This window comes from Pseudomonas sp. R1-43-08, from assembly GCF_003852255.1.
Classification (GTDB): Bacteria; Pseudomonadota; Gammaproteobacteria; order Pseudomonadales; family Pseudomonadaceae; genus Aquipseudomonas.
On record NZ_CP027734.1, the window covers coordinates 1,316,579 to 1,335,239 of the forward strand.

An 18,661-nucleotide genomic window follows, 5' to 3' on the forward strand; every position below is an offset into this window, starting at 1 on the left:
TAGGAGAAACGCGCATTTGAACCGTTTGTTTGAGGGCTGACGGCTCCCTATCTTGGCGGCTCATTCAACCGATTGAGCGCAGTCAACGCCATGCCCCGTTCCCTTGTTTCGTTCTGGAAACGTGTCGCCATCAGCGGCATCACCGCCGATGGTCGCGAGATCCTTCCCCAGGAACTGCGCGATATCGCTGAAACCTACAAGCCGTCGAAATACACGGCTGTTATCTGGTGTGAGCACCAACGTTCGGAAGGTTCTTTCGGCACCGTATACGCGGTCCGTCTGGTTGAGGAGGGCGACGACCTGGAGGAAGGGCAAATTGCCCTAGAGGCCCAGCTCAAGCCCAACGACCGACTGCTGTACCTGAATGACCAAGGGCAGAAGCTGTTCACCAGCATTGAGATTTGTCCGAATTTTGCGGGTAGTGGCAAATCCTACCTGACCGGCCTTGCGGTCACCGACACCCCTTCGAGCCTGGGCACCCAGGAACTCTATTTCTCCCGCCGAACCAACAAAGCCACGTATTACGCCGCTTCCGTTGAACTGGGCACCTTTGAGGAGGAGCCCCAAGGCGAAGTGGGCAAGCTAATCGGTTTGCTCACTGGCTTTTTCAAGCGCTTCGCGGCGGACGCTGAGCCCGCCGAACCCACCACCCCAACTGAGACCAAACCCCCTATGGATGAAGCTACCGCAACGGCCTTAAAAGCCCTGCTGGCTCAACTGCTGATTGTCGCTGCCGGCATTCAGGCCGTGGTTGAGCCCGTCGCCGAAGAGGCCCCCGAGCCAGAGCCAGAGCCGATCGATGACGTGCAAGCTGCCGTCGACGGCATCGTCACCACTGCTGAAGAAGAGCGTGAGTTCAGCCGTAAGGGCGGGGCTACGAATAAGGCGCTGTTGGCGAGCATGGCGGCGTTGGAAAAGCGTTTCACAGCGCTGCAGAACACCTCGACCGGGCGCCAGTTGCCACGCAACCCCGGCCCTGTAAGCACTGTCAAAAAGCGGGTGCTCTGACATGGCCTATTCACTGAGCGCCTACGGCGCCAAGATGTACGCGCAGCTGCAGTTGGCCATCGCTGAAAGCTACGGCGTAGAGCTGGCCAGCAAGCACTTTAGCGTCGACCCGACCATTGCCCAGGAGCTGAACGACGCCATCACGGCCAAGTCCGACTTCTTGGGGCGTATCAACGTCATTCCGGTGACCGAGATCAAGGGTCAGAAGGTGTTCATCGGCGTTTCCGGCCCGGTCACTGGCCGCACCAACACCAAGACCACCGATCGCGAAGCCAAGGATGCGTCGTCGCTGGATCAGGACACCTACGAGTTGTCTTCCACCGAATCCGATGTGGGCTTGCCGTACGCCAAGATCGACGCCTGGGCCAAATTCCCGGACTTCCATCAGCGCTATTCCGCTGCCGTGCAAAAGCAGATCGCCCTGGACCGCATTATGGTTGGCTTCCACGGCACCCATGCTGCAGTGCAGACCGATATCGCCCAGTATCCAATGCTGCAGGACGTCAACAAAGGTTGGCTGCAACAGGCCCGCGAGCAGATCCCGGCCCAGGTCCTGAAGGAAGGCAAAGTTGCTGGGAAGGTTACCCTCGGCGTCGGTGGCGACTATGCCAACCTCGATGCCCTGGTGCACGACACCAAACAATTGGTGGACGAGCGTCTGCGCGATGCCGGCGACCTGATCGCGATCATCGGCACCGACCTGTTGGCTGCTGACAAGGCCAAGCTGTATTCGAAGCAGGGCGACACCCCGACCGAAAAAGAGCGCATCGAAGAAGCCCAGGTGATCGCTACCTATGGCGGCTTGCCGAGCTTCAGCGTGCCGTTCTTCCCGGTCAACGGTGTGGTCGTTACCAGTTGGGACAACCTGTCGATCTACTTCCAGGACTCCAGCTGGCGTAAGCAGACCATCGACAATCCGAAGCGCTCCCGCGTTGAGGACTACAACAGCCGCAACGAAGGCTACGTGATCGAGCAGCTGGAAAAGTTCGCCATGACCGAAAACGTGGAGCTGGTCGCGTGAGTCTGGCACTAGCGCATAAGCGCCGCACCATCGCGCTGGGGGGCGCCGCCGTCGTGGCGGCCGCCGTCTCCGCAGCTCTGCCTTACTCGCCGGCGGAGGCCCTGAGTAGCCCCGCCAATGCGCGCAAACACTTGCTGTTGCAGGAAGCCGCGTTGGATCAGGATCTTGAGCGCCTGAGCGCGATGAAAGGAGCTTTGGCAGGACGCCAGTTGCTCAAGCGGGACGAGCTGCTGCCCAAGTACCAGGAATACGTCCAGCGCTACTGCGAGTCGGGGCTGAACTTCCCCAATCGCGTTGCAGTGCAAGTGATGGTGTGGCTGTTCGACACCGCCCAGTTCGAAGACGCACTGGAGCTGGCCGACTTCCTGATGGAGCAGGGCCAAAAGATGCCGGAGCGATTCAAGCGCCGCGACATCCAGACCTTTGTTGCTGACGCGATCGCCGACTGGGCCTATGACGAATACAACGCGGGCCGCAGCCCTGAGCCCTACTTATCCGATCTGTTGCCCCGCGTTGACGGTGAATGGGACCTACCTGAGCAGATCCCGAGCCACTACCACAAGTTGATCGGCATGCGCGCTATGGAGGCTGAGCAGTGGGAGACCGCGCTCAAGCATTTGGAACGCTCCACCGAGCTGTATCCGAAAGCCGGCAACGACACCCGCATCAAAAAGGTCCGCAAGGCCTTGGAAAAACAAGCGGCCGCTACCCCGGCCTCCGAATAACCGACTACCCCCCCCAGCGGGGACCTGTGGAAGTGAGCCGCCCATTTATGGACCGTCCCACTGAAAACAGGCTCCCCGCCCTATTTGAGCGGCCAGCAATGAGCTTTTCCGGGAAACCTACCGCCCTGGTGGAACACGCGATCGAGAATGACGGTTTCTGGCCAGACCTCTCTGTGTCCGAGTTCCAAAAGGAACAACGCCTGCCGGCGGAGTACCTGGTAGAGCTGCTGGTCGACACACTGAAAAGCGCCATGGTCGAGGTGAACACCGACCTGGCCCGCGTGAAAGCGACGCTGCAGGACGCCGGCGTTTCGAACCTTACCGCAGCGGCAGGTCTGGCAACCCCCGCAGAATGGGCTTACGCCAATAAGGTCGCGCTCTACAAACGGGCTGTGTATTGCCGTGCCAAGGGACATTCACTGCCGCAGTTCGCCACCGTCACCCGTCGCGAGAGCGCCGAAAACACCGGCAAGGAAGCACCCGAGCGTGCGGAAACCTTCTTGGCTTTCAGCCAGCAGGCCGTACGAGCCCTGCAGGGCCGTGGCCGCATCACGGCGGCGCTGCTGTGATTCAGCTGCAGGCGCTGACCGCCTACCTGATGGCCCGCGAGCTGGTGGCGCCGGAGCAGTTCGACAGCTGGACCGAGCAGGTCAGTCTTGAACTGATTTGGAAGCCCGACCGCGACGGCCTGCACATGGCCGATATGCGCTACCGCGCTGCGTTCTCCCTGGAGCGATTCGCCGGCAACCCGGCCAGGCTGATGGCCCTGGTGGGCAGTTGGCTAGAAAACCATGATCCCGATCGGGACCGCCACGAACTGCCGGCGCCACTGTTCGCAGTTGAACCCCTCGACCAGGACAGCTTCGACGTGGATCTGTCCCTGGAATTCGTCGAACCGCAGTACCTGGCCGAAGACCCTGATGGCGAGATCGAGGCGTTCGGCAAGACCTGGGCGTTCGTCCCGTTCGATCTGTGGGTTGCCGAGCATGGCGAGGTGGGCAGCGATGGCCGCTAACCCGCTCGACCTCGATGTCAGGGGCTTGCTCGATGTCGACGCCCAGTTGGCGTTGCTTGAGCTGCCGCCCCAACTGCGCCGGCGATTGCTGAACAGAGTGACCACACGTGTGCGGACGATGAGCCGTAAGCGGGTGCGTGAGCAGAAGAACACCGACGGCACCCCGTTTGCTGAGCGCAAGGGCACTGCCAAGGGAAAAAAGAAGATGGAAGCCGGCCTGGCCAAGCTGCTGCAGGTCACCCGCGTCAGTTCGGATGAAGCTGAGCTGGGCTGGAAAAACGCCTTGACCCGTTGGGTCGCCGCGCAGCAGCACAACGGAGTCAGCGAGCGACGTACCGCCGCGCAGATGCGCCGCTGGAACAAAGTCCCCCCAGGCATCGCCTGCACCGACAAACAGGCCAAGCGCCTGCGCCGGTTGGGCTTTCGTGTTCGCCAGAAGGGCAAAAAGGCGCTGGCCAGGCCGTCAGTGGCGTGGATTCAAGAACATGTGAACTACGCCAAGGCCGGCTTGCTGATCCGCATTTTGAACGACGAACGAACCGAGTCTACCGGCGCGCAAAGCTGGGATATCACCCTGCCCAAACGCCAGTTCCTCGGTGTGGAAAGCGGAAGCGAAACCCGCGACCTGGTTAACCAGGTGTTCCAACAAATCCTTAATTCACCCCGCTAACGAGGCACAGCATGGCACTTGGCAAAGTCAGCGTTAACAATCTCAATCTGGGCCAAGGCGCCGTGACTGAGATCGAGCGCTATTTTCTCTTCATCGGTCCCGGCCCGAAAAACACCGGCAAATTGATCGCCCTCAACACCGACAGCGATCTGGACACCCAACTGGGCCTACCGGCCAGTGAGCTGAAAACCCAGATCACTGCAGCACGCCTGAATGGTGGCGATCGCTGGGCGTGCCTGGCGGCGCCGATCGCGCCGGACGGCGACTGGACCAAAGCCCTGGAGATGTCCCAGCAGCAGGGCTTTTCCGTCGAGGCGGTGGTAATCACCAAACCAGTGGCCACCGGTGCTGAACTGTCGGCCATGCACGACGCGGCCGTGTCGATGAATGACACCTATGGCCGTCGTGCTTTCGTTATGGCGGCCACGGCCGGCCTGTCGCTGAGCCCGCTCCAGAGCTGGGCCGAGTACCTGGTGGCCCAAAAAAAGATCACCGCCGGCGTATCCGCACCGCGTGTCCTGGTAGTGCCGCAGTTGCACGGTAACGACCTGGGCGTTTTGGCCGGCCGGCTGGCCAACGCGGCCGTCAGCATTGCTGACAGCCCAATGCGCGTGGCCACCGGCGCAGTGCTGGGGCTTGGCGCCGTACCTGTCGATTCCGAAGGCGTGCCATTGCCGTCCTCGATCCGCGCGGAACTCGACAAGGCACGTTTCTCCGTCTCCCAGACCTATTCCGATTACCCGGGCGTGTACTGGGGCGACGGCAACATGCTCGATGCACCAGGCAGCGACTACCAGGTCGTGGAGTACTTGCGCCTGGCTGACAAGGCGGCGCGCCAGGTGCGGCCGCTGCTGATTCGCCGCGTGGGCGATCGCCGGTTGAACAACACCCCCAACAGCATGGCCGTGAACATCAATGCATTGATGGCGCCGCTGCGTCGAATGGCCAAGTCGGTCAAGTTCGCCGGTGAGGTGTTCCCGGGCGAGATCGAAACGCCCAAAGACGGCGACATTGTGCTGGTTTGGAAGAGCAAAACCGCCGTTGAGGCGTACATCAAGCTCAAGCCTCACAACTGCCCGAAAGACCTCACGGCGAACATTGCCCTGGACCTTTCCAACGACGATTCGGAGTAACCCCCCATGTCACGTATTGGCGGCAAGAACTTTGACGTGAACCTGGGCGACCTGCTGGTCCACGTCGAAAGCTGCACCCTGGATATCACCGACAACAGCAAGACCGCACAAACCCGGGGCGTGCCTGACGGCTACGTCGACGGCGATGTGGCAGCGGCCGGCGAACTGGAGCTGGACTCCACCAACTTCAACCTGCTGATCGAAGCGGCACGCACTGCAGGCAGTTTTCGCAAGCTCGATGCCTTCGACACGGTGTTTTTCGCCAAGGCAGGCGACGACGAGCTGCGCATTGAGGCCTTCGGCTGCAAGCTGAAGGTTTCCAGCCTGCTGAGCATCGATCCCAAGGGTGGCGAGAAGACCAAGCACAAGGTGCCTTTTGAGGTCACCAGCCCGGACTTTATCCGTATCAACGGCGTGCCGTACCTGGATGCCACCGAGATCGAGGGCATTAGCTGATGGTCTGCCCGTTCGATCGCGCCCAAGCCCTGGAACAACGTCAGCGGGACCAGGCTATCAACGCCCAGTTGGCCCAGGCCCGGCGTGAGTCAGCGGGCCCAAGCCTTACTCACTGCCAGGACTGTGACAACGAGATTCCTGCAGCGCGCCAGGCGCTCGGCGGCAAGACCCGCTGCGTCCCGTGCCAGTCCTTTTTCGAAAAAGGAGTGCAGCGATGAGCACGAATCAGGCTGCCCAGGACACCGCCATCGCACTGGCGAAGGCGTCACCTGCGATCGGTGTAGCGGCAACTGGAGCGACAGGGGCCGTCGACTGGTCGGCTGTCGCCTACATGCTGACAGCCGTTTACATGGTGCTGCAGATCCTGCTGTTGGTTCCCAAGTATCGCCAGATGTTGCGCGACTGGAAGGTGAAACTGTGAGCCTGCGCGGCAAGATCGCCGCCGGCGCCATTGCACTCTGCAGCTCCACGTTGGTGCTGTTCCTGGGCACCTGGGAAGGCGACGGCCAGAACACGGTCTACGCCGACAAGCTGGCCCGTGGCCTGCCCACCGTGTGCAAGGGCATCACCCGTCATACCAGCCCGTATCCGGTGGTTGTGGGTGATTACTGGTCGGACGCCCGGTGCAACGAGGTAGAGCACCTGGTGATCAGCAAAGGGCAGTTGCAGTTGGCCGACTGCATCACCAATCAGGACGTGGGGCAGAACACCTTCGACGCCCTGAGCAGCCATGGCCACAACTTTGGCACGGCCAATACGTGCGCCAGTCGCGCCGTGGGCCTGATCAACGCCGGCCGCATCAAAGACGGCTGCCAGGCCCTGGCCTGGGCGCCGGACGGCAAAACCCCGGTGTGGGCCTTCGTCACCACCGCCCAGGGCAAGAAGGTGTTTGTCCCGGGGCTACATGCTCGCCGCCTGGCAGAAGCCGCGTTGTGTGAGGCGGGCTTGTGATGCGCGAAGGCATTTTCATCCTGGTGGTGTGCCTGGTGGCCTGGTTCGGCTTCGACCTGCTGGAAGGCCAGCGCGACACGGCCCGTAGCGAGCGTGACGCCGCGCTGTTCGAAGCCAGCGGCCTGCGCGAGGCGGCGCGGCTCAGCGGCGAGATGCTGGCCGAGCGTGACGCCATAGACCTTCAACGTACCCAGGAACTCAACAATGAACGCACTGAAAACGACGCTCTGCGCCTTGATGTTGCTGCTGGCCGTAAGCGGTTGCGCGTCAACGCCACCTGCAGCGCCCCAATGCCCGCCAGTGCCGGCGCCAGCGGCGTGGCTCATGCAGCCGCCGCCGAACTCGCAACAGACGCTCGACCGGATTATTTCACCCTTGTCGACCAGCTCGCCCTGAGCAAACAAATGATTTTGGGCCTGCAAGACCATGCCCTGCGGGTATGCCCGCGCCAATCACAAGCGACTCTTACCCCCTGAACGGAGCAACACCATGACCGATACACGCGATATCACCCTGGAAGTCGGCGACAAGGAATTCACCTTCGCCCTTACCCCGCAGGACGTCACCAAATACTTCAACGCCGTGACCCAGACCAACAAAGTCTCGCCGGCCAATAACTTGCTGGTAACCACCGTTAAGCAGGAACAGCGCGCCAGTCTCAAGGCCCAGTTGGGCAACCCGGTATTGGTCATGCAGCTGGCCGGCGCGCTCCTCGAGGAGTACGGCCCGGACGTTGAAATCACCGTAAAAAAGCCCTCGATCACGCCGAACGACTGACCGAAAACGGCCTTGGCCAACTGGTGGCCTTGGCCAGCCGCTGGCTACCTGGTGCCGAACCCACCGCCGAGGTGATGGGGACGGCCAAGTGGCTGGAGGACGAGCACTGGCGCCGGATGGAAATCGCCATTGCCAACGGCATCGCCTACGCACTCAACGGATAAACACTGATGGCTGACAAAAGCGCCCGCCTGGCCTTCATTTTGAGCCTGACCGATAAGGTCACCGCCCCGCTGGGCAAGGTCAAAATGGGCTTCTCTGACCTGGCTGAACAAGGCCAGAAGAACATCACCCAAATGGGCCTCGGCCTGGCTGGGATGGTGGGCGCCGGCGTGGCCATTACCCAGTCGCTGGAACCCGCGCTGGAGATGAACCGCGCCCTGGGCGAAGTCCGATCGTTGGGCGTGGCCGAAGATGCGTTGAACGCACTGAACCGCAAGTCCCTGGAATTCTCCGTCGCTTATGGAGAGAACGCCCGGGACTTCGCCGCCTCGGCGTATCAGATCGAGGGCGCCATCAAGGGCCTGGCGGGCAGTCAGTTGGCCACCTTTACCAATGCCAGCAACTTGTTGGCCAAGGCCACCAAGTCTGATGCCGACACCATGGGCACCTACGTCGGCACCATGTACAACCTTTTTAAAGGCCAGGCCGACGCCATGGGCAAAGGCCAGTGGGTGGAAAACCTGGCTGGCCAAACCGCCACCGCAGTGCAGCTGTTTCGCACCAGCGGCGAGCAGATCGGCGAGGCATTCAAAGCGGCGGGCGGCCTGGCCAGCACTGCCGGCGTCAACTTGTCAGAGCAAATGGCAGTGCTGGGCACGTTGGGCAGCACCATGGACGGCGGGGAGGCTGGTGGCCTCTACAAGTCGTTCTTTGAGAACGTCAGCGGCGCATCGGAAAAGCTCGGCATGTCCTTTGTCGACCAGCAGGGCAAGTTGCTGCCGATGATGGACATCCTGGACAAGCTCAAAGGCAAGTTTGGTGACCTGACAATCGAGGCCAACGGCAAAAAGCTGCGCGATGCCTTCGGCGGCGAAGCGGCGCGCCTGATCACCACGCTGATGGGCGACACCGGCCGCTTGAAGAACGGCATGGAACAGCTGGGCAATGTGCGCGGCCTGGAGAACGCCGAACGCATGGCCAAGGCGATGGTGGATCCGTGGCAACAGTTCGGTGCCGCTGTGCAGGCCCTGCGTATCGCTTTCGGCCAGTCATTGATCCCTATCCTGGCGCCGCTGATGGATCGCCTGGTGGGCATCGCCAGCACTCTGACCCGCTGGACCCAGTTGTTCCCCAATATCACCCGCGTGATCGGCATCGCTACGCTGGTGGTGTTCGGGATCATCGCCGCCATGTCCTTGCTGACCTTGACTGTGGGCATGTCGAAGATGGTCTGGCTGGGCATGGTCACGGTGTGGAAAGTCCTGACCATGGCCGGCCTACGCAGTATCGCCATGTTCCTGTACCACACGGTCATGGTGATCGGGTTTGTGGCGGGCCTGGTGTTGATGGTCGCCTGGATGGGCCTGGTCAAGGGCGCGATGTTGCTGTGGCAGGGCGCGATCTGGCTGGTCAATACCGCGTTGCTGGCCAACCCAGTGACTTGGGTGGTGATCGGCATTGTTGCCCTGGTCGCGGCCGTGGCGGCAGCGATCATCTACTGGGACGAATGGACCAGCGCGCTACTCAACAGTGAAGCGTTCCAGTGGGTCAGCGGCCAACTGACCGCGCTGTCCGAGTGGTTCGACTCGATGGGCGGCTGGTCAGCCATGGCCAGCGCGGCCTGGGACGGCATCGTCAACATCTTCAAGAGCGCGATCAACGGCCTGATCGAGATGTTGAACAAGATCCCGGGGGTGCAGATTGATGCGGCGTTCGGCGACATGCCGGCCGCGCCGGACTTGCCCACCATCAGCGCGCCACAGGTCGAGGCACCGTTGCTGCCGCAATTGGTGAGCGCTCCCCAGCAACCCATCCAGGCGCCGCCCCTGGTGATGGCTGCTACGTCGAAAGCACCGGCGCCGGCCATGCCAGCCCTCAACGCTCTGCAGCCGCGGGCCCAAGCGCCGGCCCTGGTGCTGGCACCTGTGCCGAAAACCCCGGCGCCGATCGCCCAGCCACTGACCGCTCCCGAAGCCCCGCGTACGGCGCCGGCCCTGGTGGCAACGCCGGTATTAAAAACGCCGGCGCCGATCGGGCCGCAACTACACGTTCCGCAGCCAACGCAACCGCCGGCTCTGGTCACAGCGTCCAAGCCGACCGAGAAGGCCGAGCAGAGCCAGCAACGGATCAACAACGCCGTGACCAGCCTGTCGCCGAAACGGCCCGACGCCGTGCCCCGGGGCGGCTTGTTGGCCAGCATCCAGAACAACAACCAAACCCAAAACAAGGGCACCCACGTGGAGAACGTCAACATTCACACCGGTAAACCGATGAACCCGCTGGAGCTGGAAGGCATGTTGGCCATGGCGGTGGGCGGATGAGCGAATACATCGACCTGCTGATTGCCGACAACGACCTGGTGCTGGACCCGTCGCGGCAGCCGCTGCTGATTGAGGACCGGGCCAGCATCGCCCAGGACATCGCGCACATGATCCGCGAGAGCGGCTTGCTGGTCACGCTAGTAGCCGAGCGCAGCAAGCTGCGTCAGCGCGATTGCATCCAGCAACTGGAACTGCTGGTGGAGGCCGACGAGCGCCTGGTACCGGGCACGGCACTGATTAAACAAGTAGAGCCTGGCCAGTACCTGGTCACGGCGAAAACGCTGAAATTTGGCGACGTCGAGGTGACCCTGTGAGCGACGTAGATTTTAAGCAGGCTCTGGCAGATGGCGGTATCCCCGTCACCGAGGAAGGCTTGCGCCAGGCGTGGGAAAAGGAAGTCGCGGCCCAGGGCAGCAAGATGAGCAACACCAGCGCCTATTCGCCGTTCTGGCGTGTGATCACGGCCTTGGTGACTAAGCCTGTGCTGTGGCTGATCAACTTCGTCAGCGGCACGATCCTGCCGAACTTCTTTGTCAAAACCGCACGCGACAAGTGGCTGGACATGCTGGCCTGGGCGGTCAACGTCGAGCGCAAGGGTGCGACCAAGGCCAAAGGCGTGCTGCTGTTTACCCGCGATGTACCAGGTGGCGCGCTGGAACTGCCCGCCGGTGTGCGGGTGCAGTCCGCAGCGATCAACGGGCATATCTACCAGTTGATCACTACCCAGGCCGTGACCTTTGCGGACGGCGTGCTGCAGTTGGAAGTTCCGGTAGAAGCCGAGGACGTGGGCAGCGGTTACAACCTGGCCCCGGGTTACTACGCAATCATGCCGGTACCCATCGCCGGCATCGTCCAGGTGGTGAACGCGGACGGTTGGCTGATTGCACCAGGTGCAGATCCTGAGCCGGACGAACAGCTGCGTTTGCGCGTGCGCAACCAGTTCTCGGCGGTCAACCAGTGGCACACCGATTCGGTTTACCGCGCCATGATTTCGGCTTTCCCCGGCGTTCGGCCGGATGGCGTGTATTTCCTGCACGGCGCGCCGCGTGGCCCGGGCAGCGCCAATGCCTACGTGCTGTTCGATGCAGACGTTCCGGCGGCGACTTACCTGGAGCAAATCAACGCGCATATTCGCGACCAGGGCAATCATGGCCACGGTGATGACCTGCTGGTGATGGTCATGCCAGAAACCCAGCACGCCCTGAGCCTGACCCTGTGGGCGCGGCCATTATTGACCGGGGAGCAACGCACCAAGCTGCAGGCCGAGGTGGAGCAGTTCATCCGTGCGGCGTTCCGCGAGAGCGGTACCGGTGACTATCAGCCAACGCTGACCTACCCCCAGTCGCGGTTTTCATTCAGCCGCCTGGGCGAAGAACTCCACCAGCAGTTCCCCGGCATTGAGTCGCTGCATTTCGACAATGCCGACATCGTGTCAGAGCTGAGCATTCCCAGGATAAAGAGCCTGCAGGTGGTGCCGGCATGATCAAGCTCAATTTGCCCTTCTGGCTCGATGGCCCGCAGTTGGCCAAGCTGAAAGCTGCCGCCCAGTCCTGGTGGGAGAAAGTCGAAGGTTGGCTGCAATGGCCGCTGCTGCAGATGGATGCCGACACCTGCCACTTGACCGTGCTGGACCTGCTGGCCTGGCAACGGGATATCAGCCGTTTCAAGGACGAACCCGAAAGCCTATACCGACTTCGCGTCAAGTTCGCCTTCATCAATGCCGTCGACGCCGGCAGCACGGCCGGGCTCAAACGCATCCTGCAGCGCCTGGGCGTGGGTTATGTCGAGATTGACGAACGCATGCCCGATCGGGACTGGGACGTGGTGATGCTGCGCCTTTCCGATTCCCAGCTGTCGCAGAATCCGGAGCTGCTGCGCGTGCTGATTCAGCAGTATGGCCGCACCTGCCGGCGCTATGACTTCGTGACCCTCACCCCCGTATCGCTGCGCCTTGTCGCGGCTGACTTCAACGACGATCAGCAAACGCTGATTGCCAGCCTGTAGGAGCCTCTTGTGGGAGCCAGTATTACCCTTGCAGGCGAAAGCCTGATCGCCCAAAAACTGGGCGCACAACAGCGCCTCGATGTCGTGCGCTTCGTCTTCGCCAACGTGCCCGGACTGGACCCGAACGGCCCGGTCAATCGTGCCGCGCCAAAGCCGCCGGCGGCGCAGATCGTCCACACCTACACGATTCCGCAACAGAACATCGGCTTCGTAAACCCGAACCAGGTGGTCTACAGCTCGATGCTGGGCAGCGAGATCGGGGACTTTGACTGGAACTGGATCGGCCTGGAAACTGCCGAGAATGTCCTCTTGGCCGTGGCCTATGTCCCGCTGCAGCAGAAACGCAAGAATATTCCGCCGCAGCAGATCGGCAACAACGTCACCCGCAACATCCTGGTGGTGTTCGACGGTGCCCAGGCGCTGACCGGTATCACGATCGATGCCAGCACCTGGCAGCACGACTTCACCGTGCGCCTCAAGGGAATTGATGAACGCGAGCGGTTGAGCAATCGTGACGTGTTTGGCCGTGCGTGCTTCTACCGCAGCGGCTGGCAGGTGGAGAAGGTCGGGGCCTGGTATCAGCTCAGACCAGGACTGGCCTACATCGAAGGCATCCGCTTAGAGCTGACGAGTGCTTATCAGATCGCACCGGCCAGCGCTCCAGCGCCGGTGTGGCTGCACGTGTCGTTGCGCCGGGAATTTAACGATGTGGTGGCAAGCTGGAAGGTGGTTTTTGATCCTAACCAGGTCGACTACACGGACGCCGCTGGAACGCGCAATTACTGCATTCAGTTGGGGCATATTGCAAGCTCTGGGCTGGTCACCGATCTACGCAAAGTTGCCGAAATAGATGGGCCGCTGGTTGACCATTTCGCCGCTCAGGTCGGTCATTACCCGCAACTGCGTTCGGGCAATGCAGACAAGTTGAGCAATCCTCGCAAGATCAACGGCGTGGCATTTGACGGTTCGGCGGACGTGACGGTAGAGGACAACACAAAGTTGCCCCTCACCGGTGGCACGATGGCTGGGGGCATCCGCGCTGACTTCCCTGCAATGGGTGGCGGCTTTGTCGATTGGTGGAAAAGAACCCCGGCCCTGCAGATTGATTGCCCAGTCAATCAATATGCCTATTCCATCTGGAAAGGCACCAACTGGGAGGAACGTGATCTAGCAGCGATGGATGTTTACTCCGGAGGCTCCAAAGATTCCATCCCCTCGGTGGTGCTACATGTCCATCCAAAACTTAATGCCTTCACGTTCGAAGGTAGCGGTGATCTGGCGATACTCGGCCGCTACAAGGGCAGCGGGGCGTTGCTGCAGAGCCTGAATGCGAGCGAGATTACGACCGGGACGGTACCCAAGGGCCGCCTAACTGGCACATATGACATCAGCGTGACCGGAAATGCCAAGACGGCGAGCCGGTTTGAATCTGCTCGGCGCATCAACAACACGCTGTTCGACGGCTCAAAAGATATTCAAATCACCGACGACGGAAAGCTACCGCTGACTGGCGGGACACTGAGCGGCTCGCTCTATGCTGACTTCCCAGCAATGGCGGGTTCCTTTGTGGACTGGAAGGAGCGCAGCGCGGCTTTGCAGATCACTTGCCCCACCAACACTGCGGCCTACCAAGTATGGCGGGGCACGTGCTGGGGGGACCGCCACCTGGCGGCCATGGAGGTCTACGCCGGTGGTTCTTCAACATCTCAGCCCACCGTGGTGATGCACGTAGGTTGGGCCAACAATGCATTTACCTTCGATGGTTCGGGCTCTCTCACGATCAAGGGCTCGTACATCGGCGACGGTGGGTCGCTGGGCGGCTTAAACGCTGGTGCGCTTGCCCTGGGCACCGTTCCGGCTGCGCGTCTGTCAGGCACCTATAACATTGCCGTGTCTGGCAATGCGGGCAGCGCTTACAAACTGGCCACCCCTCGACTGATCAATGGCGTGGAGTTTGATGGCAGCCAAAACATTGCGATCGCCGACGGTTCTAAATTGCCGCTGGCAGGCGGCACGCTGACGGGCACTGCACGGTTTGATTTTCCGCAGCTGGGTGGTGGGTTTGTAGATTGGCGCAGCAGGTCGCCAGCGGTGCAGGTGGATTGTTCCATCAATAGCTACGCGTACATGGTTTGGCGAGCTACCAAGTGGAATGAGCGGCATTTGGCTTCGATGGAAGCCTACGCCGGCGGCGGAGCCAGTACACCTGCACAAGTGGTGACTCATGTTGGTTTAACCAACAACGCCATGACCCTGACTGAGGGCGGCAACCTGTCGGTGGCAGGTGCCTATTTCGGTAGCGCAGCGGGGCTCACTAACTTGCCGCAGGCGACACCTGATGTACCCGGCGCGGTATTAAAAAACACAGCGTCACTGGGACCAAGCGGCTGGTGGAAATGCGCGCAAACCGGATTGATTAAACAGTGGGGCTTCACACTGGGGGCCTCAGACACTGTGACCCACCGCAGTTTTCCCATCGCGTTCCCAAATCGTTGCGCGTCATTGGTCGCATCCAGGACAAGCGTCTTTTATTCCGATACTTCCACCGGTACCAACACCCTGATCGTCAGCAACTCTCAGTTCTCGGTGATATCCGGTCCTTTCAACTCGCCCGATGAAATCTACTGGGAGGCCACTGGCTACTAATCATGAGCATCTATTTTCACGCCGCAACAGCTGGCTTCTACGACACCCGCGCCCATGGGGAGCGCACCGCCCTTATCGCTGATCCGAAGTGGAAACACCCCATGATCAGCGTGCCGGACCCTGACTGGATGGCACCAGAGGGCTCAACGGATAAAGCTCCGATGATCAAGGTTAAAGACCCCAAGGCCAAACCACCTTTGATAGAGGTGCCGAATGCTGGCTGCAACCTGCCGCCAGCTGCGCAGTTGCTGGAGATCACCCAGGCTGAATACCAGGCTCTATTTGCCGCCCAAGCGCAGGGTAAAGTCATTCAAGCCGTCAAAGGCCGACCGGTCGCCCTGGACCCGCCACCGCTGACGTGGGAGCAGGTAAAAGCAGGATTTGTGACCAGCGTACAACTGTTCCTGGATCAAACTGCCAAGGCGGCGGGTTATACCGACCTCAAGGACGCCATCAGTTATGCGGATGAACCGGCAGTGCCGAAGTTTCAGGCTGACGGCGTAGCGTTTCGTACCTGGCGCTCGTTGTGCTGGGCCTACTGCTACGACCAGTTGGCGGCCATCGAGCAGGGCAAGCGCAAGACCCCGACCGGCGCCGAGCTGGTGGCTGAACTGCCTGCCCTGGTGCTGCCAAATGCCTGACATGACCTGGTCGCCAGTGACGATGCGCTGGCCTGCCCAAGCCACCGAATGGATGGGCCAGCTGTCAGCCGCCCAGGGCTTGGCCGGCGGTGAGCTGGCCAACACCGCCAAGCGCCTGGCGGACCTCGACGGCAAGACTACTACCAGCCCCGGGCCGGTGGGTGGTGCCGCCCAGGGTGCGATCGCTGCAGGCCGTGGGGCACTCGCTGGTCAGATGGGAGAGGCCCCGGCGTGCTTGGTGGTGACGCCTTTTCAAAGTGGCATTGGGCAGGGCCGCGGTTACCAGCGTTTCCTGTCTGCGCCAAACTTGCTGCAGCAGCTGGCCGGCAAACTGGTGGACGTGAGCGACACCGGCCGGCCCGATGGTCCCCAGTTCGCCCTGTGCGTGATGTTCCTGGCCACACGCTTTGATCAGTTGGCCGCGAGCCTGGCGCGCTTCAATGCGCTGTTGCCGATGCCCGACCTGGTGCGAACCGAACGCCGCGCACGGCACCTTTCCAAGCTGGAAACGGAAAAGTGGGAGATTCCCGCCGCCGGCACCTTGCCGCGTTGGCAGTCGTTGCCTCTGGAGCGTTGCACCGTGGTCAAGGCCGCGCAGCAATCTATGTCTGGCCAGCTCGCCGTCCTGGAGAGCTACGCGGCCGACAGCTCGCCCATGGGCGACCTTGCCGCGTTGGCCAGCCGCAAGGCTGCTCAACAGCAGGGCCGTGACCAGCAACTGGCCGGTCTGAAAGCCTTGCTCGCCGGTGGTAACCCTGACAGCAGCATGCGCGCCCGCCTGATCGGCCCAGGCAATGCCACCGAGCTGCGCCAGGCGCTATTGGCGGGCGACGCCCCAGGGCATGAGTGGGTGCTGTGCGCCGGTGTCTTGCTGGTGGGTTCTGAGAAGGGTTTGAGCTTCGTTCGTGAGTTGGTGGGCCTATGACGCTGCTACTGGATGGGCAAGAGGTGCGCGGGAAAAACCTCAAGGTCACGGGCAACCTGCGCATCGAAAGCGACGATCTGTCAGGCCAGACCAGCAACACCGACAAGGGCCACAAGGGGTTCAAGCCCAAGACCCTGACCGTCAGCCTGATGATTCCTTTTGTTGATCAGGTGCAACTGCGTGACCTGATGCGCCTGGTGGAAGCGACCGAAGGCGGTGGCCAGCTCAAGACCTACCGCATCGTCAACGACACCGCCGCCGCGTTTGGCATGCGTCAGGTGACCTTCACCGAAGGCGTGAGCGCCCGGGAAGACGACAACCTACGCGCCTGGCTGATCCAGTTCACCCTGACTGAAAAACTGTCGAACCCGGAAAAAGTCGAAGGCCGGCGATCGGGCAACGCGGTCACCGCGCAGTCCGGCCCGGGCGGGGCAGTGGGTGGCGCCGGCGGCACCGGTGGCGACTCCAGCAACGGACCGGAGGAACTGACCGGTTTTGAAGCCACGTTGAAAAAAGTGGATGGCTGGCTGGGCGGGGCTAACACATGAAGCTGCACAAGGAGTTGGCCATCAACGGCGTGCCTTACGTCCTGATCAAAAACGAAGTCCGGCTGGACGCGAAAAGCCCCGGCCGGGCGACATTAACCATTCAAGCCAAAGGCTCGGTCAAGGGGCTGGTGACGCTCGATATCGGCTACAACGGCAACACGCTGCAGCGACACTTCATTGGCTACGTCGAACGCTCCACCACGGCCAGCAGCTCCCAGCAGGTGCTGTTCTGCCGCGAGCTGGCCGCGATCCTGGCCAACCCGCTGCCGCTGAACTTGCGTCACGTCGACCTGCGCGCCGTCCTGGTCGACATCAGCCAGCACACCGGGTTGCGCTTTCGCGTTCCGGATCGGCCGTATGCCGGCGTCAAGGCGCCTTTCTTCTACAGCCTGGCCGCTGGTTACCAAGCCATGGACAGCCTGGCCCGGGTTTTCAATATTCCCGACTTCATCTGGCAACAGCAGGGTGATGGGGAGGTGTTCGTGGGCAGTTGGTCCGACAGCTTCTTTGGCGTTCGCCCGGCGCTGCAGCTGCCGGTCGAGCTATTCGACGACTACCAGGGTAATCAAAGCGCAATGATTGCGGCCCTTCCCGGGTTGCGACCAGGTGCAACAATCAACCACGGCGAGCGCATCACCAGTGTGGCGCTCATCGACAACCAGATGGCCATCCGATGGACGACGCAATCCGCCGCAGCGTAGAACGACAATTTCCCGAACTCACCGGCGGTTACCACCTGCCACGCTTTGCCCGGGTTGTCGCCGTGGCCGATGCCCCGGCCGGCGCCGGCATCTGTGATGACTTCCGGCCGCGCTATGCGGTCGACATTGAGGTCATGGGGCCGGACGGCGAGCCAGACACCAAGCTGCCGATCCTGGCCGGCGTGCCGCTGCCCCTGCCCACTGGTGGCGAGGAAATGGGGATCTATGCTTTCCCCGAGGAAGGTACCCAAGTCGTGGTGTGTTTTGCCTACGGCCTGCCGCACAAGCCCTATATCCAAACGATCCTGCCCCACGGCCTGAGCATGCCCAGCGTGCCGAAAGGTGACCAGGTGTGGCAGCACAGCGAAGCCTGTCAGCAGCGTGTTGACGCTGACGGCAACTGGCTGCGCCAGACCGACGGCAAGATCCGGGACAAGGCGATCGAGCGGGAAGTCGAGGCGATGGGGAACACTGAGACGTTCCAGAATCACACCAGGACGGTGGATGACCATTCCACCGAGTCAGTGGGTGGAATCAAGACGATCGAGGCGCTGGGCGCGCTCAAGCTGTTGTCGGGTGGATCTGCAAGCCTGGCGGCGGTGGATGATTTGCACCAGGCGACCGGGCGGGACTTGAACCTAGTGGTGGGGCAAAAGCACAACGCCACAGTGGGTGGGGATATGCACGAAAGAATAGAGGGGCTGCGCAAGAGTGTGGCGGGGGTCAGTCAGCGACTGGTCGCGCCCAAGTCTTGGTTGGGATCGGAAGGGGTCAATGTGCTGCAGGTGTTGTGCGATCTGCTCGACCTGGTCCAGCAGATGAACGTTCAAATATCTGCCCACACCCACGGGCCGACGCCACCACCAGGTAATGCCTCGGTGTTCACCCGCTATGCAGCGGAGGTTTCGGCGCTAACCACGGCGGTGAAACCGATCACGCTTTAGCGGTGTTATCACA

The 18,661-nt window shown here is 61.6% G+C and carries 24 protein-coding genes; all 24 read left to right on the forward strand.

The annotated features are described in order from the left end of the window. The first annotated feature begins 90 nt into the window (after positions 1 to 90). On the forward strand, positions 91 to 1,008 hold the full coding sequence (locus C4J87_RS05875; RefSeq protein ID WP_124366053.1) for a GPO family capsid scaffolding protein: 918 nt from the start codon (positions 91 to 93) through the stop codon (positions 1,006 to 1,008). Between the two features lies 1 nt (position 1,009). Continuing rightward, complete coding sequence (locus tag C4J87_RS05880; RefSeq protein ID WP_124366054.1) at positions 1,010 to 2,029, forward strand: phage major capsid protein, P2 family; 1,020 nt, start codon at positions 1,010 to 1,012, stop codon at positions 2,027 to 2,029. Continuing rightward, positions 2,026 to 2,754, forward strand: a complete 729-nt coding sequence (gene gpM / locus C4J87_RS05885) for a phage terminase small subunit (protein ID WP_124366055.1) — start codon at positions 2,026 to 2,028, stop codon at positions 2,752 to 2,754. Before C4J87_RS05880 ends, gpM begins: the two co-directional genes overlap by 4 nt. A 98-nt stretch (positions 2,755 to 2,852) precedes the next feature. Continuing rightward, positions 2,853 to 3,323, forward strand: a complete 471-nt coding sequence (locus tag C4J87_RS05890; protein ID WP_124366056.1) for a head completion/stabilization protein — start codon at positions 2,853 to 2,855, stop codon at positions 3,321 to 3,323. After that, a complete protein-coding gene (locus C4J87_RS05895) occupies positions 3,320 to 3,769 on the forward strand; it encodes a phage tail protein (RefSeq protein WP_124366057.1) in 450 nt (149 codons plus the stop codon). The genes C4J87_RS05890 and C4J87_RS05895 overlap by 4 nt, the downstream gene beginning before the upstream one ends. Then, entirely contained in the window at positions 3,759 to 4,439 is a 681-nt protein-coding gene (locus tag C4J87_RS05900) for a virion morphogenesis protein (RefSeq protein WP_124366058.1), read from the forward strand. The genes C4J87_RS05895 and C4J87_RS05900 overlap by 11 nt, the downstream gene beginning before the upstream one ends. An 11-nt stretch (positions 4,440 to 4,450) precedes the next feature. Further along, entirely contained in the window at positions 4,451 to 5,572 is a 1,122-nt protein-coding gene (locus tag C4J87_RS05905; RefSeq protein ID WP_124366059.1) for a DUF2586 domain-containing protein, read from the forward strand. A gap of 6 nt (positions 5,573 to 5,578) precedes the next feature. Beyond that, complete coding sequence (locus C4J87_RS05910) at positions 5,579 to 6,028, forward strand: phage protein (RefSeq protein ID WP_032895736.1); 450 nt, start codon at positions 5,579 to 5,581, stop codon at positions 6,026 to 6,028. Continuing rightward, the gene (locus tag C4J87_RS05915) at positions 6,028 to 6,246 is read left to right on the forward strand and encodes a TraR/DksA family transcriptional regulator (protein ID WP_003235240.1); all 219 of its coding nucleotides are present in this window, start codon (positions 6,028 to 6,030) and stop codon (positions 6,244 to 6,246) included. Before C4J87_RS05910 ends, C4J87_RS05915 begins: the two co-directional genes overlap by 1 nt. Further along, positions 6,243 to 6,449 carry a hypothetical protein gene (locus C4J87_RS05920; RefSeq protein WP_057701077.1) on the forward strand — a complete coding sequence of 69 codons (207 nt, stop codon included), beginning with the start codon at positions 6,243 to 6,245 and terminating at the stop codon, positions 6,447 to 6,449. The genes C4J87_RS05915 and C4J87_RS05920 overlap by 4 nt, the downstream gene beginning before the upstream one ends. Next, entirely contained in the window at positions 6,446 to 6,979 is a 534-nt protein-coding gene (locus tag C4J87_RS05925; protein ID WP_124366060.1) for a lysozyme, read from the forward strand. Before C4J87_RS05920 ends, C4J87_RS05925 begins: the two co-directional genes overlap by 4 nt. Next, positions 6,979 to 7,455 carry a lysis system i-spanin subunit Rz gene (locus C4J87_RS05930; RefSeq protein ID WP_124366061.1) on the forward strand — a complete coding sequence of 159 codons (477 nt, stop codon included), beginning with the start codon at positions 6,979 to 6,981 and terminating at the stop codon, positions 7,453 to 7,455. The genes C4J87_RS05925 and C4J87_RS05930 overlap by 1 nt, the downstream gene beginning before the upstream one ends. A gap of 13 nt (positions 7,456 to 7,468) precedes the next feature. Continuing rightward, positions 7,469 to 7,756, forward strand: a complete 288-nt coding sequence (locus C4J87_RS05935) for a putative phage tail assembly chaperone (protein ID WP_124366062.1) — start codon at positions 7,469 to 7,471, stop codon at positions 7,754 to 7,756. A gap of 20 nt (positions 7,757 to 7,776) precedes the next feature. Continuing rightward, positions 7,777 to 7,920 (forward strand): hypothetical protein, encoded by a 144-nt coding sequence (locus tag C4J87_RS26315; RefSeq protein ID WP_032862709.1) that lies wholly within the window; start codon positions 7,777 to 7,779, stop codon positions 7,918 to 7,920. Positions 7,921 to 7,926: 6 nt separating this feature from the next. Further along, positions 7,927 to 10,239 (forward strand): phage tail tape measure protein, encoded by a 2,313-nt coding sequence (locus C4J87_RS05940; RefSeq protein WP_124366063.1) that lies wholly within the window; start codon positions 7,927 to 7,929, stop codon positions 10,237 to 10,239. Beyond that, positions 10,236 to 10,553 (forward strand): DUF2590 family protein, encoded by a 318-nt coding sequence (locus C4J87_RS05945; RefSeq protein WP_124366064.1) that lies wholly within the window; start codon positions 10,236 to 10,238, stop codon positions 10,551 to 10,553. Before C4J87_RS05940 ends, C4J87_RS05945 begins: the two co-directional genes overlap by 4 nt. Continuing rightward, positions 10,550 to 11,722: a baseplate J/gp47 family protein gene (locus C4J87_RS05950; protein ID WP_124366065.1), complete on the forward strand. Its 1,173-nt coding sequence runs from the start codon at positions 10,550 to 10,552 to the stop codon at positions 11,720 to 11,722. Before C4J87_RS05945 ends, C4J87_RS05950 begins: the two co-directional genes overlap by 4 nt. Next, the gene (locus C4J87_RS05955; RefSeq protein ID WP_032895744.1) at positions 11,719 to 12,243 is read left to right on the forward strand and encodes a phage tail protein; all 525 of its coding nucleotides are present in this window, start codon (positions 11,719 to 11,721) and stop codon (positions 12,241 to 12,243) included. The genes C4J87_RS05950 and C4J87_RS05955 overlap by 4 nt, the downstream gene beginning before the upstream one ends. Before the next feature lie 9 nt (positions 12,244 to 12,252). After that, positions 12,253 to 14,889, forward strand: a complete 2,637-nt coding sequence (locus tag C4J87_RS05960; protein WP_124366066.1) for a phage tail protein — start codon at positions 12,253 to 12,255, stop codon at positions 14,887 to 14,889. 2 nt (positions 14,890 to 14,891) lie between these two features. Continuing rightward, a complete protein-coding gene (locus tag C4J87_RS05965; protein ID WP_124366067.1) occupies positions 14,892 to 15,530 on the forward strand; it encodes a hypothetical protein in 639 nt (212 codons plus the stop codon). Position 15,531: 1 nt separating this feature from the next. Further along, on the forward strand, positions 15,532 to 16,455 hold the full coding sequence (locus C4J87_RS05970) for a hypothetical protein (protein WP_124368940.1): 924 nt from the start codon (positions 15,532 to 15,534) through the stop codon (positions 16,453 to 16,455). Further along, on the forward strand, positions 16,452 to 17,003 hold the full coding sequence (locus tag C4J87_RS05975) for a DNA-binding protein (protein WP_124366068.1): 552 nt from the start codon (positions 16,452 to 16,454) through the stop codon (positions 17,001 to 17,003). The genes C4J87_RS05970 and C4J87_RS05975 overlap by 4 nt, the downstream gene beginning before the upstream one ends. After that, positions 17,000 to 17,704, forward strand: a complete 705-nt coding sequence (locus C4J87_RS05980; protein WP_124366069.1) for a hypothetical protein — start codon at positions 17,000 to 17,002, stop codon at positions 17,702 to 17,704. The genes C4J87_RS05975 and C4J87_RS05980 overlap by 4 nt, the downstream gene beginning before the upstream one ends. Further along, on the forward strand, positions 17,677 to 18,648 hold the full coding sequence (locus tag C4J87_RS05985; protein WP_124366070.1) for a hypothetical protein: 972 nt from the start codon (positions 17,677 to 17,679) through the stop codon (positions 18,646 to 18,648). The genes C4J87_RS05980 and C4J87_RS05985 overlap by 28 nt, the downstream gene beginning before the upstream one ends. Positions 18,649 to 18,661: the final 13 nt, after the last annotated feature.